The organism is Novosphingobium chloroacetimidivorans, from assembly GCF_014204535.1.
Taxonomy (GTDB): Bacteria; Pseudomonadota; Alphaproteobacteria; order Sphingomonadales; family Sphingomonadaceae; genus Novosphingobium; species Novosphingobium chloroacetimidivorans.
The window spans coordinates 151,815-164,950 of the sequence record NZ_JACHLR010000006.1 but is presented as its reverse complement, the minus strand read 5'-3'; the positions used below and the strand labels follow the sequence as shown (position 1 = coordinate 164,950).

At 66.0% G+C, this 13,136-nt stretch carries 14 protein-coding genes and 1 tRNA gene; 2 read left to right on the top strand and 13 right to left on the bottom strand.

Annotation, left to right across the window (positions count from 1 at the left end; genetic code table 11):
• Nucleotide 1 precedes the first annotated feature (1 nt).
• From ccmC to HNO88_RS09180, 3 genes are all read right to left on the bottom strand, one after another.
• The gene (gene ccmC, locus HNO88_RS09190) at nucleotides 2–742 is read right to left on the bottom strand and encodes a heme ABC transporter permease CcmC (protein WP_184244316.1); all 741 of its coding nucleotides are present in this window, start codon (nucleotides 740–742) and stop codon (nucleotides 2–4) included.
• 100 nt (nucleotides 743–842) lie between these two features.
• Nucleotides 843–1,907, bottom strand: coding sequence for a Glu/Leu/Phe/Val family dehydrogenase (locus HNO88_RS09185; RefSeq protein WP_184244314.1), 1,065 nt, complete (start codon nucleotides 1,905–1,907; stop codon nucleotides 843–845).
• Nucleotides 1,908–1,952: 45 nt separating this feature from the next.
• Nucleotides 1,953–2,029 (bottom strand) — tRNA-His (locus HNO88_RS09180).
• 255 nt (nucleotides 2,030–2,284) lie between these two features.
• On the opposite strand from HNO88_RS09180, the gene HNO88_RS09175 reads away from it, so the two are divergent.
• A complete protein-coding gene (locus HNO88_RS09175) occupies nucleotides 2,285–2,914 on the top strand; it encodes a prolyl hydroxylase family protein (protein ID WP_184244312.1) in 630 nt (209 codons plus the stop codon).
• A 35-nt stretch (nucleotides 2,915–2,949) separates the two neighbouring features.
• Here the strand turns inward: HNO88_RS09175 and HNO88_RS09170 are convergent, their stop codons facing one another.
• Nucleotides 2,950–3,534, bottom strand: coding sequence for a superoxide dismutase family protein (locus HNO88_RS09170; protein ID WP_184244310.1), 585 nt, complete (start codon nucleotides 3,532–3,534; stop codon nucleotides 2,950–2,952).
• Nucleotides 3,535–3,780: 246 nt separating this feature from the next.
• On the opposite strand from HNO88_RS09170, the gene HNO88_RS09165 reads away from it, so the two are divergent.
• A complete protein-coding gene (locus tag HNO88_RS09165) occupies nucleotides 3,781–4,107 on the top strand; it encodes a PilZ domain-containing protein (RefSeq protein ID WP_184244308.1) in 327 nt (108 codons plus the stop codon).
• A 91-nt stretch (nucleotides 4,108–4,198) separates the two neighbouring features.
• On the opposite strand, the gene rpmE is transcribed toward HNO88_RS09165, so the two are convergent.
• The 9 genes from rpmE to frr all read right to left on the bottom strand — a co-directional run bounded on the left by rpmE (nucleotide 4,199) and on the right by frr (nucleotide 13,135).
• Nucleotides 4,199–4,426, bottom strand: a complete 228-nt coding sequence (gene rpmE, locus HNO88_RS09160) for a 50S ribosomal protein L31 (RefSeq protein ID WP_184244306.1) — start codon at nucleotides 4,424–4,426, stop codon at nucleotides 4,199–4,201.
• 88 nt (nucleotides 4,427–4,514) lie between these two features.
• Nucleotides 4,515–4,961: a 3-hydroxyacyl-ACP dehydratase FabZ gene (gene fabZ / locus HNO88_RS09155; RefSeq protein WP_184244304.1), complete on the bottom strand. Its 447-nt coding sequence runs from the start codon at nucleotides 4,959–4,961 to the stop codon at nucleotides 4,515–4,517.
• Between the two features lie 17 nt (nucleotides 4,962–4,978).
• Nucleotides 4,979–5,674 carry an OmpH family outer membrane protein gene (locus HNO88_RS09150; RefSeq protein WP_184244302.1) on the bottom strand — a complete coding sequence of 232 codons (696 nt, stop codon included), beginning with the start codon at nucleotides 5,672–5,674 and terminating at the stop codon, nucleotides 4,979–4,981.
• Nucleotides 5,674–8,502: an outer membrane protein assembly factor BamA gene (gene bamA, locus HNO88_RS09145; protein WP_246381425.1), complete on the bottom strand. Its 2,829-nt coding sequence runs from the start codon at nucleotides 8,500–8,502 to the stop codon at nucleotides 5,674–5,676. Before bamA ends, HNO88_RS09150 begins: the two co-directional genes overlap by 1 nt.
• 190 nt (nucleotides 8,503–8,692) lie before the next feature.
• Nucleotides 8,693–9,808, bottom strand: coding sequence for an RIP metalloprotease RseP (gene rseP, locus HNO88_RS09140; RefSeq protein WP_184244300.1), 1,116 nt, complete (start codon nucleotides 9,806–9,808; stop codon nucleotides 8,693–8,695).
• Complete coding sequence (locus HNO88_RS09135) at nucleotides 9,805–10,962, bottom strand: 1-deoxy-D-xylulose-5-phosphate reductoisomerase (RefSeq protein WP_184244298.1); 1,158 nt, start codon at nucleotides 10,960–10,962, stop codon at nucleotides 9,805–9,807. The genes rseP and HNO88_RS09135 overlap by 4 nt, the downstream gene beginning before the upstream one ends.
• A complete protein-coding gene (locus HNO88_RS09130) occupies nucleotides 10,959–11,741 on the bottom strand; it encodes a phosphatidate cytidylyltransferase (protein WP_184244296.1) in 783 nt (260 codons plus the stop codon). Before HNO88_RS09130 ends, HNO88_RS09135 begins: the two co-directional genes overlap by 4 nt.
• Nucleotides 11,728–12,417, bottom strand: a complete 690-nt coding sequence (gene uppS / locus HNO88_RS09125) for a polyprenyl diphosphate synthase (protein WP_184244294.1) — start codon at nucleotides 12,415–12,417, stop codon at nucleotides 11,728–11,730. Before uppS ends, HNO88_RS09130 begins: the two co-directional genes overlap by 14 nt.
• 160 nt (nucleotides 12,418–12,577) lie before the next feature.
• Nucleotides 12,578–13,135, bottom strand: a complete 558-nt coding sequence (frr, locus tag HNO88_RS09120; protein ID WP_184244292.1) for a ribosome recycling factor — start codon at nucleotides 13,133–13,135, stop codon at nucleotides 12,578–12,580.
• Between the last annotated feature and the right edge of the window lies 1 nt (nucleotide 13,136).

The window sequence follows — 13,136 nt, the reverse complement described above, 5'->3', positions numbered from 1 at the left end:
GTCACGCCAGTGCCTCGAAAGGGTCGGATACCATGGCCTTGCGCCGCAGCCGCGCCTCGGCCTGCGCATCGGCGAGGATCGCCCGCATGCGCGCGAGGACGACGCCGGCGAAGATCAGCGTGAAGCCGATCGCCGCGGCGAGCAGCGGCCACAGGAACGCGGCATCGATCGCCGACTTGCCCATTGTGATGCTCGGCGGCTGGTGCAGCGAATTCCACCACACCACCGAGCGGTTGATGATCGGCACGTTGATGGCGCCGACGATCCCGAAGATCGCCGCCACGCGCCCATTGCCACCGTCGCGCCGCGCGACGTCGGACAAGGCGATGTAGCCGAAGTAGAGGAACAGCAGCACCAGCATCGACGTCAGACGACCGTCCCACACCCACCAGGTGCCCCAGGTCGGACGTCCCCAGATCGAGCCGGTGACCAGGCAGATCGCAGTGAACACCGCGCCGGGCACGGCCGCCGCGCGCGCGGCGATCGCGGCAAGCGGATGACGCCAGACCAGCTCGGTTACGCTTGCGCCGGCGATGGTCATCCACCCCGCCATGCCCAACCAGGCGGCAGGCACGTGCAGGAATAGAATCCGCACCGTCTCGCCCATCAGGCGATCGGCCGGCGCACCCAGCAGTCCGTAAGCAAGGGCACCCGTCGTCACGGCCAGCCCGAGCCCGAGACAAAGCGGCGTCAGCCAGCGCGCGAATCGCAGAAAACGGGCTGGATTGGCAAGGCCGTGCATGACAGACGCGCTTCTACTCGCACCCGGCGGGGCCGCAAGGATAACTTGCGGATGCCGAGCCGCGGCTTGAGGGCAAGCCATACCAGCCCTGCCAGCGGGATTACCGCCCGATCAACCGCTGCGCCATCGCGTCGGCCACCACGTCAGGCGTCCGCCCGCTGCTGGCCGCCTCGTTCCAGATCGCGTGCAGACGACCCGGGATGGCCTCGACCGCCTCGTGCACCTGGGCGACGTCGCACGCATGCCCATCGCGCCGGGCAAGGTACTCGAGGGTTACCGCGATGATGCCGCCCCCGTTGATCACGTAGTCGGGCGTATAGAGGATGCCGCGCGCCGCCAGCTTGGCGCCGTGCTCCGCCCGCGCAAGCTGGTTGTTGGCTCCGCCCGCCACGATCGGCGCCTGGAGCCGCGCGATGCCGTCGTCATCCAGGATCGCGCCGAGCGCATTGGGGCTGAACACGTCGCAGGCAACATCCATGATCGCGTCCGCGGACACGGTCTCGGCGCCAAGTTCGCCGGCCAGAGCCGCGGCGCGCGTGGCATCGACATCGGCGAGCGTCAGCTTGGCCCCGGCTTGCGCCAGCAGGCGCGCGGCGCCGCCGCCGACACTGCCGGTGCCCTGGACGGCGACATGCACGCCTTCGACCGAATCGCGCCCGAGCTTCTGGAGCACCGCCGCCTTGATGCCGAGGTAGACGCCCTTGGCGGTGAACGGCCCCGGGTCCCCACCCGCCGCAGTGCTGTCGGCGGCCGGCAGACCGGTGACGAACGGCGTCCGACGTGAGATCGCCACCATGTCGGGCTCACCCATGCCGACGTCCTCGGCGGTGATGTAGCGTCCGCCGAGCGACTGGATCGCGTCCCCGAAGGCGGAGAGCAGTTCGGGCGACTTGCGCCGGTCGGGTCCTGCCAGGATCACCGCCTTGCCGCCACCCATCGGCAAGCCGGCCATGGCGTTCTTGTAACTCATGCCGCGCGAGAGGCGCAGCGCATCGCGAAGCGCCTCTTCCGGCTGCGCGTAGTGCCAGAAGCGCGTCCCGCCGGCGCCAGGCCCCAGATGCGTGGAATGCAGCGCGATGATCGCCATCAGGCCGCTGGCGCGATCGTGGAAGACGTGCACGCCTTCGTGCGCATCGAAATCGGCTTGCGTCCAAAATGCCGTCACGGCTCATCCCCATCTGCGGACCATGCGCTCAGATCTCGGGGAAAATGGGGCGACCGATGGGGTTCGAACCCACGACCTCCGGTACCACAAACCGGCGCTCTAACCAACTGAGCTACGATCGCCACAACCCCGGCGCGCATGCCGGAGCCGGCGCCTTAGGGTAACGCGAACGACCGCTGCAAGCAGCGATCGATGCGGGAGCGCGCCTTCGCACAAGGCACTCGATCTTGCAAAGCAAAAGTTGAACATGGCTCAGTGCCGCGCAACATTGTTTCGCACCGGCCTGCGGGCCATCCTCGAGCCTCGCGAATCGCCTTCATCATTTCAGGTCCGCGCACGACATTGCACGGCCGGCCCGCTCGCCTATGTCTTATGCCATGTTGGCTCCAGGCGAATCATCTGCCGAACTGCTGCTTCGCCACGGTATGCAGCGCGTCCCCTCGCAGCGCCTGGAGCTGTTCATCAAGCGCGGGTTTCTCTCCACCGAAGAGTGCGCGGTGCTGATCGACCTGATCGAGGCGGAGCGCCGTCCCTCGACGATCGCCAATCACAATGGCGACCACCTGTTCCGCACCAGCGAGACCTGCGACCTGCACCACGATCATCCCGCCGTTGCCGCGCTCGACCGGAAATTCGCCGAGATCTCGGGCATCGACCCGGCGTATGGCGAGCGCCTGCAAGGCCAGCGGTACGAGGAAGGCCAGGAGTTCAAGGCGCACACCGACTACTTCGAGCCGGAGCATGCCGACTATCAGACCTACTGCGCGGTGTCCGGACAGCGGACCTGGACGTTCATGGTGTACCTCAACACCGTCGATGCCGGCGGGGCGACGCGGTTCAAGGTGATCGACAAGATCGTCCAGCCCGAGCGTGGCAAGCTGCTTGCCTGGAACAACCGGCGGCCCGACGGCAGCCTCAACGCGGCGACGCTCCACCACGCCATGAAGGTGCGCAAGGGTCGCAAGTACGTGATCACCCGCTGGTATCGCGAGCGCCCTTGGGGATAACGGCGCGAGCCGGCTCGGCGCCGGCTCGCCATCGCTTAGCGCTTCGGCGCGGCAACCACGGCGCAGGCGATCCGATCGCCCGCATCGCCCGAGGGCTGCGTCTTGTAGTCGTCGGGCTTGGCGTGGATAACCAGGGCCGAGCCATCCGCGTCGGCCAGCGAGGTCGCGCCGCTGGCCAAGGTCACGCCCGTGTTCAGCAGTTCGGTCTTGAGCATGCCATTCGCGCCGACGTGCGCGTTGGGCATGTCGCCGCCGTGGTGGCTGCCGGTGACCAGCAGGCCATGCTGGGGGTTGCCCGCAGTGAAGTGCGCGCCGGCGGTGGTGAACTTCTGCTTGGCATCGCACATCCCTTTCTCGTGGAAGTGGAAGCCGTGCTGGCCAGCGGGCAGGCCCTTTAGGTCCGTCGAAACCAGGACGCCGCCCGGCGTGTCCTGGAGCATGACCATGCCGAGCGTCTTGCCGTCCGCGCCGATCATCGGGACATGGATCATCGGGGCACCGGTCGACGTGGCAACCTTGTGCGCGGCGCCGTGCTGCGCCGCGCCCTGCTCGTCCGCGAAAGCCGGGACGGCACTCATCACGACGAAGGCAGCGCCGAGGGCGAGAGCGGTACGGTTCATCGGAGATCTCCTTGTCACGCGAAACTGCGCGGGTGCGTTCGCGCGTAGAACGAAGGCGGAGTAGGCCAAGTTCCATGGCAAAGCATGATGTGGGCCCGGCGCCCCACCGCGTGCTCTCTTTCATGGCTACTGGCTTCCAAAGCAGCGCGGATGGGTGACCTGCGCGTTTGTACGGGTGCCGCTTGTTAGCGCTCGTTAGCCCTGTGGTGGGACCATCGCATCATGATCACCGCAGGACACCTCGCCATGGCCGCTCCACTCCGCAACCTGCATGTTCCGCCTGCGCCCAAAGAGCGGCGCGGCGACACTCGACAGGCCCTCCGCGGCTTAGCAACGCTTTCGCAGGCCGGTGTCGAACGATGCGAAGCAGCCCTGAGCGACGTCTCGCCCTACGGCTGCTGCGTGGCCATCACGGGCGAGTGGCTGCGGCCCGGCCACTTCGTCACGATCACGCTGCCCGGCATGCGCCCGCTCAGCGCCATCGTGCGCTGGGCGCATTCGGGGGCCGCCGGGCTCGAACTGCTCCAGCGCCTGGCATGCGACGAACCGGAGTGGGTAGCGCTGATCGACTGATCTGCCACCATCTCAGTCCCGAAAACAGGAAAGGGCGGCCCCTTTGCGGAGCCGCCCTTCTTGTTTGCCTTGAAGCCGATCCTGTGAGGGATCAGGACTTCTTGAGCGAGAGCCCGCCGAAGCGCTTGTTGAACTGAGCGACGCGGCCACCATCCTGAAGCTGAGCCTTGCCGCCGGTCCAGGCCGGGTGCGAGGTCGGGTCGATGTCGAGCACCAGCGTGTCACCCTCAGAGCCCCAGGTCGAGCGAGTCTGGAAGGTGGTGCCGTCGGTCATCTGCACCGTGATCGTGTGGTAGTCGGGATGCGTATCGGCCTTCATCGTCGTGAACTCTCTTCGCTGGGCCGGTTCCGACCGGCCTGCCTTCGGAAAGCGGGGCGCTTAGCTGCGATCCGCTGAAAAAGCAAGATCAACCGTCGGCGATCATCGCGGTGAAGTTCACCTCGCAGGTCACCTTGTCCTCGATCGACGCCTTGCCCCAGAACTTGCATACCCGTGAGCGCTTCTGCACGAAGCCCGCGCGCAAGGTCAGCAAGTGCCCGGGCTCCACGGGAGCGCGGAACTTGGCTTCCTCGATGGCCATGAAATAGACCAGCTTGCCAGTGCCGGCGAGACCGAGGTTCTCCACGGCCAGAATGCCCGCAGCCTGCGCCAGCGCCTCGATCTGGAGGACGCCCGGCATGATCGGCCGGCCGGGGAAATGGCCCTGGAAAAACTCCTCGTTGAAGCTCACCGCCTTGACCGCATGGATCTCCTCCTCGCTGACCGACACCACTCGATCGACGAGCAGCATCGGGTAGCGGTGAGGCAGGGCCGCCAGGATCTTGGCGTGGTCGTAGGCGGTGGCTTCGGTCACGGGGCGTCTCTTTTCGATCAGCGGCCGGTCTGCTTGCGACCGGTGGTAGCAGCGGGCGCCGCGGCCGCCGGAGCGGCAGTCGCCGCCTGACCCTGCTGCGCCTGCTGCTGACGCGCCTCACGCGGGAGCCAGCCGGCGGGCGGCACGATCTGCGCCGAGGGCAGCAACGTGTTCAGCTCGTTCAGCACGTCCTGGTTCAGGTTGTAGGCGTTGTTGTTCACCGCCACGATCGCCTGCGGATTGAGCAGCAGCGAAACCTTCTTCTTCGCCATCGCGCTCTTGACGGCTTGGTCCAGCTTGTCCTCGACCTGCTCGGTCACATAGGCGCGCGAGAGGGCAACGGGCTGGAGGATGCGCTGCAGTTCGGCCTGGCCGGACTCCTGCAGCTGCTGGATAGTGGCGGCCTGCTGCTCGAGCGAAGCCTGGTTGGCCTTGCCGCCCTGGCGGTCGGCGTTGAACTTGTCGGCCAGCGGCTTGAGCTGAGCATTCAGCGCGTTGCCGCGCGAGGTCGCCTGGTCGATCTGCGCCTTGTAGGTCGTCTGGCGCTGCGTCTCGGCGGTCTTGAACGCGTTCGAGTTGGCGATCACCGCGTCGAGATTGGCGACGGCGATGCCTTGGACGACGGTGCCGCTATCCTGCGCGAGCGCCGGCTGCGCCACGCCGGCGCCGAACATCAGGCTCGCCGCAGCGGCGGTCTTGAGGATGTGGTTCATCAGAATTGCGTTCCCACGTTGAAGTTGAAGGGTTTTGTGTCGTCGCCGTCCTGTTTGACCAAGACCTTGGAGAAGTTGATGCGGAACGGCCCGAACGGCGAGTTCCAGTTCACGCCGATGCCGACCGAGACGCGCGGCTTCCAGGTATCGCCGACGTAGGATTCCTGGAACGGGAAGATTGTCTGCCCAATCGCATCGGCGCCGATGGTGCAACCCGCTGAGGGAGCGGGAGCAGCCGTCCCATTACCGCTGACGACAGTCTGGGTGGTGCCACAGGTCTGAATGAACTGACGATTTCCGCTGCTGTCCAGTTGCGGGATCGTCTGCGTATCACGGAAGTCGGTTTGCGCCTGATTACGAAGCGGATTGCGCGTACCGAATACCGATCCCGCGTTGACGAAGAGAGAGGGGCGCAGGCCGAGTTCACGTGCGCCGGAACCCAGCGGTATCTCGAGTTCCGCCTTGGCCAGATAATAGTATCTGCCGCCGAGAGCGTCATCGGTCCAGTCGCGCCGCCTGGTCGAGAGCACGTCGGTCCCAGGCTGACCGGTGGCAGGATCGATAGCCGGTGCCACGATCGCGGCACGGGAGAGAACATTGCCGTCCGCATCGACATAAGGCTTGCGCAGTACCCGCGGGCCAACGCCGCGGATGTCGAAGCCGCCGATCTGCGGCTCGCCCAGGTAGAAGCGGTCATTGATGCGGATGTCGTCACCGTTGAGCGACTTGATCGCACCGCCCTCTGCCGAGAGCGAGAAGATGAAGCCTTTGCCCAGGTTGGTGAACTTCGACGCGTTCGCGCGCAGACGCGCATACTTCACGTCGCCACCCAGACCCGCGACATCCCCATTGATCGCGGCGGTGATGCCGCGGGTTGGCCGAACGCGGTTGTCCAGCGTATCGTAAATCAACGACAAGCCAACAATGGAACTCAGCCGCTTGCCGATGGCATCGCAGAGATAGCGGCCAGCCAACAGCGGGTCGCAAGTACGATTGGGCGGATTCAGGCGATCCGAGTAGAACGTGCCCTCGTCCAGCGACACGTCGTCGTAGTTCAGCGTGTAGCTGGCGACAGCCGTCAGGTACTCGGTCAGCGGCACACCGGCGCGGACCTGGAAGCCTGTCGTCGTCTGCTTGTACGTCGTGTCGCGATCGTTGTTGTTGTAGTTAAAGCTGTTCAAGTCGCGGCGATAGACGTTGACGCCCAGCGAGACGTTCTTGTCGAACACGTACGGCTCGGTGAAGCTCGCCTCGACGCTCTTGGAGAAACGCGAGTAGCTGCCGGACAGGCCGACCGTCTGCCCACGCCCACGGAAGTTGCGCTGGCGGATCGAGGCCTGGAAGATGAAGCTTTCGAGTGACGAGAAACCGGCGGAAAGCTGGAGTTCACCCGTCGGCTTTTCCTCGACGTTGGCTTCCAGGATGATCCGGTCTTCCGAAGCGCCGGGCTTCTGCTCGACCTCGAACTTCTCCTGGAAGTAGCCGAGCGACTTGATGCGGTTGGTCGAGCGCTTGACCTGCAGCGAGTTGAACGCGTCGCCCTCGGCCAGCCGGAACTCGCGGCGGACGACCTTGTCCTGCGTCAGCGTGTTGCCGTTGACGTCGATCCGCTCGACATAGACGCGCGGCGCCTCCGCGATGACGAAAGTCAGACCCATGGTGAGGTCTTCCTTGTTGCGATCGTAGTTCGGCCGCACGTCGGCGAAGGCATAGCCGAACGCACCGGCGGTGTCGTTCAGCTGCTCGATCGTGTCCTCGACCAGCTTGGCGTTGTACCAGTCGCCCTGCTTCATCGGCAGGCGGGCGGCGAGCTTCTCGGAGTCGAAGTCACGCAGCTGGCTGTCGACCTTGACCTCGCCGAACTTGTAGCGCTGGCCTTCCTCCACCACGTAAGTGATGATGAAGTCCTTCTTGTCCGGCGTCAGCTCGGCCACGGCGGAGACGACGCGGAAGTCGGCATAGCCCTGCGTCAGGTAGAACTGGCGCAGCTTCTGCTGGTCGAACGCCATGCGGTCTGGATCGTAGCTCGTGGTCGAGCTGAAGATCTTGGTGAGGCCGGTGGTCTTGGTGACCATCTCGCCGCGCAGCTCGCCATCGGAGAACTTGTCGTTGCCGATGATGTTGATCTGGCGGACCTTGGACTTGTCGCCCTCGGTGATCTCGAAGACGATGTCGACGCGGTTCTGGTCGAGCATGACCATCTTCGGCTCGACCGTCGCGGCGTAGCGACCCTGGCGCTTGTAGAGCTCGATGATGCGAGCCACGTCGGCGCGGACCTTGGAGCGGGTGAAGATCTGGCGCGCGGCGACCTTGATCTCCGGCAGGATCTTCTCATCCTTGATGCGCTTGTTGCCTTCAAGGATGATGCGGTTGACGACCGGGTTTTCCTTGACCTGGATCGTGACGATGCCGGCATCCTGCGTCACCTGGACGTCCGAGAACAGCTCGGTCTCGTAGAGATCCTTCAGCGCCTGGTCGGCCGCCGCGGACGTGTAGGTCTGGCCGGCGCGCAGCTTGACGTAGGAGAGCACCGTTTGCGGCTCCAGGCGCTCGGCCCCGGTCACGCGGATGGTCTGGATCGTCGGCCCTTGCGCCTCGGGAGCGGGTGCCGCTGCGGCAGCCGGGGTGCGGGCAGCAGGCGTGCGAGCCGGGGTCTTGGCCGGAGCACGCGTCGGAGCGGTCGCCGACGCGCTTGGAGAAGCGGCGGGTGCGGCCTGGGCGAATGCCACTCCGGGCAGTGCCGTCAGTCCCGTGGTCCCCAGGAGCGCCACGGCCACCCGCGAGGCGCGGCGCGCCCTGTTGCGACCGGCGACGCCGCTGCGAACCATTTCCCATCCCATCATCAACGCCAATCCCGTAAGCGCCTGCGCGCAAAGTGGTCGATCTCAACCCCCGGCCGGCTATCGGTCGAGCCGATAGACACGAACCAAACACAATCGCCGCCCTCTGCCCGATGGACGAAATCCGATCAAGCAGCCATTCCGGGCGCGATCGCCCACCTCAGTGATAATGCCGCCGCTATCCCCCGAAAATCGGCAGCGATACAATGTCGTTGATCGTCACGATCAGCATCAGCGTGAGCACGAGCGCGACGCCGGTACGCACCGCCCATTCCTGACTCCGCAAATCGAGAGGCTTCCGGCGTACCGCTTCAGCCGCATAGAAAGCCAGGTGACCGCCATCGAGGCCCGGAATTGGCAGGATGTTGATGAATGCCAAGTTAATCGAGATCAGCGCCGCGAACTGCACGAACTGAAGCCACCCCAGGCTCAACTGCTCGCCCGAATACTTGGCGATCTTGATCGGCCCGCCCAATTCCTTCACCGAACGCTCACCGGTGATGATCTGCACGATGCCGGTCACCATCATGCGCATCACGCCGAAGCTCTGCTCGACACCCAGCGTCACGGCTTCACCGGGCCCGACGGGCACGACCTTGCCCACGCCCCCGGCGATGCCGATCCGCCCGACCCTCGCCTCGTTGCCGAAGCGATCCTTCTCCAAGGCGCTGGCAACCTTGACCGACAGGATCACCGTCTGCTCGCCGCGCTTCACGGCGATCGGTACGGTGCGCCCCGGATAAGGAACGACGTACTGCGGGATTTCGTTGAAGTTCTCGATCCGCTCGCCACTCACTGCGACGATCCGATCACCGACCTGCATGCCCGCGGCCTGGGCCGGAGAGTTCTGCGCGAACGCCTGAACCTCGGGGACCGCGACCAGACGGCCATAGGTGAAGTTGAACGCCGCGAAGATCAGCACGGCGACAATCAGGTTCGTCAACGGCCCCGCCAGCACCACCAATGCGCGTTGCCACAGCGGCTTGGCGTGGAAGGTCTGCGCGCGCTCGGCCGGCGTGAGACCATCCTGGCCCGGCGCCGGAGCGCTGGCCGGGTTCATGTCGCCGGCGAACTGGACATAGCCGCCCAGCGGCAACGCAGAGAGCTTCCAGCGGGTGCCGCGCTTGTCGGTGAAGCCCGCGAGTTCCTTGCCGAACCCGACCGAAAATGCGTCCGCCTTGATGCCGAACAGCCGGCCGACGAGGTAGTGGCCCAATTCGTGGAGCACGACGAGCGGGCCGAGCACGAGCAGGAAGCCAATCGCCATCGTCAGCATCGAAGGGGAACCCATCATGCCAGCGCCTCCGTCAACTCACGCGCACGAATGCGCGCCTCGCGATCGACCGCGAAGACATCGGACAGGCACGCCGGCGCCGGCGCGGCATAGGAGCTGAGAACATTCTCCACCTCTGCCGCGATCCGTGTGAATGCAATCTGACCAGAGAGGAACGCGGCCACCGCTATCTCATTGGCGGCGTTGAGAACTGCAGGCGCAGCCCCGCCCACTTCCGCTGCCTGGCGGGCGAGCCTGGTGGCAGGGAAACGCACCTCGTCAGGCGCGCGGAAGGTCAGCTCGCCGATGGCGGCAAGGTCTAGCGGCGGCATCGGCGTCTCCATACGCCGCGGCCAGGCGAGCGCCGAGGCGATCGGCACGCGCATGTCGGAGGGGCCCAGCTGCGCGAGCGTGGAGCCATCGCGATACTCGACCATCGAGTGCACCACCGACTGCGGGTGGACGATGATCCGCAAGGCATCGAGGCCAACGGGGAACAAGTGGAAGGCCTCGATCAGTTCGAGACCCTTGTTGAACATCGTGGCCGAATCGACGCTGATCTTGGCGCCCATGTCCCAATTGGGATGCTTCACCGCCTCGGCCGGAGTGGCGACTGCAAGGCGCTCGGCCGACCAGTCACGGAACGGCCCGCCGCTTGCGGTCAGGGTGATCGAGCGGACGTCGGACGGATCGTTGCCGGCCAGGCACTGGAAGATGGCGTTGTGCTCGGAGTCGACCGGCAGCAGCACCGTGCCGCAGCGGCGCACGGCGGCGGTCATGACCTCGCCCGCCGAAACCAGCGCCTCCTTGTTGGCGAGCGCGACCACCCTGCCCTGCTCGATCGCGGCCATGGTCGGCGCGAGACCGGCGCAGCCAACGATGGCCGCGAGCACGACATCAGCCGGGCGCGATGCGGCCTCGACCAGCGCTTCCGCCCCTGCAGTCGCCTCGATCCCCGATCCGGCGAGCGCGTCCCGCAACTCGGCAAGGCAGCTCTCGTCGGCGACCACGGCGACCTGCGCCCGGAACTCGCGCGCAAGCCTGGCCAGTTCGCCGGCCTGGCAATTGGCGGTCAGCGCGACGACGTTCCAGTCATCGCCATTGCGCCGGATCAGGTCGAGGGTGGAGGCGCCGATCGAGCCGGTCGCGCCTAAAATGGAAATCGATCGTGTCATGAAAGCGTGGATAGCCGGGCAATGATGAAGATCGTCCCGAATACCACCAGCACGGACAACAAGCCATCGACCCTGTCAAACAGGCCTCCATGCCCCGGCAGCAGCTTGCCCGAATCCTTCACCCCGGCGCTGCGCTTCATCCAGCTTTCGAAGAAGTCTCCGGCCTGCGCCACCACTGCCACGGCAAGGCCCATGCCGATCAGCTCCACCGGACTCGCGGCGATCGAGACGGCCGTGATCTGCGCATCGGGCGCGGCGGCGAGGATGCGACCGGCGTTCGCCAGCACGATCCAGATGACCAGCGTGGCGCCGATGACCCCGCCCAGCAGCCCAGCCCAGGTCTTGGACGGGCTGATCCGCGGTGCGATCTTTGGTCCACCGAGCGCGCGTCCCATGAAGTAAGCGCCGACATCCGTCCCGATCACCGCGCCGACGATCAGCAGCACCAGCGCGATCCCGGCCGGCTCCTGCCGCACCTGAATCAGGATGGCGCTGGCGATGCCGCAGTAGATCGCCCCAGCCGAGCGCCACCAGTTGCGTGAAATGCCCGGAGCCTTGAACTGCAGCACCAGGGTGCTCCATTCGAACCAGACGCCGATGCCGATGATCAGCACGAACACGGTCCAGGCCATGCCGCCCAACCACAGCGCGGTGCCAGAGACTACCAGCATCACCAGCGCGGTCAGCGCGCGCTTGGGCAGGTCGGCATTGCGCAGCCAGAACGGCACTGGCACCGATGGGCCATCGGCGCCAGGGTCGGGCCGGTCAGCGCCCGCCATAGCGCCGCTCGCGCATGGCAAAGGTGTCCATCGCCTCCTTCAGGTGGTCGGCGGTGAAGTCGGGCCAGAGCACCGGCGTGAAGATCATCTCGGCGTAGGCGACCTGCCACAGCAGGAAGTTCGACAGGCGTTCCTCGCCCGAAGTGCGGATCAGCAGATCGAGCGGCGGCAGGTCGGCGGTGTCGAGCTCGGCCGCGATGGTGTCGGGCGTGACCGGGCCTTTGGCCGCGGCGGCGGCGGCGGCGCGGGCGATCTCGTCATGCGAACCGTAGTTCAGCGCCACCGCCAGCGTCGTGCCGGTGTTTTCGGCGGTGCGGGCGATCGCGCGATCGATCATCTCGACGACGTCGGGCTTGAACGCCTTGTAGTTGCCGATGATCTTGAGCTTGACGCCGGCCTGCGCGATTTCCTCCAGGTCGGAGAGGATGAAGCGCTTCATCAGCGTCATGAGGTCGGAAACCTCGTCCTCCGGTCGGCGCCAGTTCTCGGTCGAAAAAGCGTAGATCGTCAGCGCCTCCAGCCCGAACTCGCGCGCGCCCTTTACGACGCGACGCACCGCCTCGACCCCGCGCTGGTGACCGAGCGCCCTGGGCATATGGCGCTTCTTGGCCCAGCGGCCGTTGCCATCCATGATGATGGCGATGTGGCGGGCCTTGGCGGGTTCGGCCTTGCTCATGCGGCAAGCCCGAGAGGGACCGCAAACACCGTCGTCGTCCCCGCGCAGGCGGGGAACCCGCTTGTTCTCTCCATGCTTCGCCCGCCGCAAGGAAGCGGGACGCGCGCCTGCGCGGGGGCGACGGGAAGTGACGCAGAGATCAAGCGAACGACGCCCGGCATCACTTGCCCAGGATGTCCTTCTCCTTGCGGACGAACTCGTCCTCGACAGCCTTGATCTGCTCGTCGGTCAGCTTCTGCAGCTCGGTCTCCAACCGCTTGCGGTCGTCCTCCGAGATCTCCTTCTTGTTCTCGTCGGCCTTGAGGTTGTCCATGCCATCGCGCCGCACGTTGCGGATCGCGACGCGCGCCTTTTCGGCATAGGAGCCAGCCAGCTTGGCCAGCTCCTTGCGGCGCTCCTCGGTCAGGTCGGGGATCGGCAGGCGCAAGGTGTTGCCGTCGTTGATCGGGTTGAGCCCCAGCCCTGCTGAGCGGATCGCCTTTTCCACCGGGCCGACGTTGCTCTTGTCCCAAACCTGCACCGAGATCATCCGCGGCTCGGGCACCGAGACCGAGGCGACCTGGTTCAGCGGCATCTGGCTGCCGTAGACGGTGACGGTGATCGGATCGAGCAGGTTGGCGCTCGCCCGCCCGGTGCGCAGCCCCGCGAGATCGCTGGCGAGCGCGTCGACGGCGCCCTTCATGCGGCGTTCGAGGTCCACCTTGTCGTACTTGGCCATG

Coding starts and splice junctions, on each gene's coding strand:
- ccmC (WP_184244316.1), bottom strand. CDS start 742: ATGCACGGCCTTGCCAATCCAGCCCGTTTTCTGCGATTCGCGCGCTGG.
- HNO88_RS09175 (WP_184244312.1), top strand. CDS start 2,285: ATGTTGGCTCCAGGCGAATCATCTGCCGAACTGCTGCTTCGCCACGGT.
- HNO88_RS09170 (WP_184244310.1), bottom strand. CDS start 3,534: ATGAACCGTACCGCTCTCGCCCTCGGCGCTGCCTTCGTCGTGATGAGT.
- HNO88_RS09165 (WP_184244308.1), top strand. CDS start 3,781: ATGGCCGCTCCACTCCGCAACCTGCATGTTCCGCCTGCGCCCAAAGAG.
- rpmE (WP_184244306.1), bottom strand. CDS start 4,426: ATGAAGGCCGATACGCATCCCGACTACCACACGATCACGGTGCAGATG.
- HNO88_RS09150 (WP_184244302.1), bottom strand. CDS start 5,674: ATGAACCACATCCTCAAGACCGCCGCTGCGGCGAGCCTGATGTTCGGC.
- bamA (WP_246381425.1), bottom strand. CDS start 8,502: ATGGTTCGCAGCGGCGTCGCCGGTCGCAACAGGGCGCGCCGCGCCTCG.
- rseP (WP_184244300.1), bottom strand. CDS start 9,808: ATGATGGGTTCCCCTTCGATGCTGACGATGGCGATTGGCTTCCTGCTC.
- HNO88_RS09135 (WP_184244298.1), bottom strand. CDS start 10,962: ATGACACGATCGATTTCCATTTTAGGCGCGACCGGCTCGATCGGCGCC.
- HNO88_RS09130 (WP_184244296.1), bottom strand. CDS start 11,741: ATGGCGGGCGCTGACCGGCCCGACCCTGGCGCCGATGGCCCATCGGTG.
- uppS (WP_184244294.1), bottom strand. CDS start 12,417: ATGAGCAAGGCCGAACCCGCCAAGGCCCGCCACATCGCCATCATCATG.
- frr (WP_184244292.1), bottom strand. CDS start 13,135: ATGGCCAAGTACGACAAGGTGGACCTCGAACGCCGCATGAAGGGCGCC.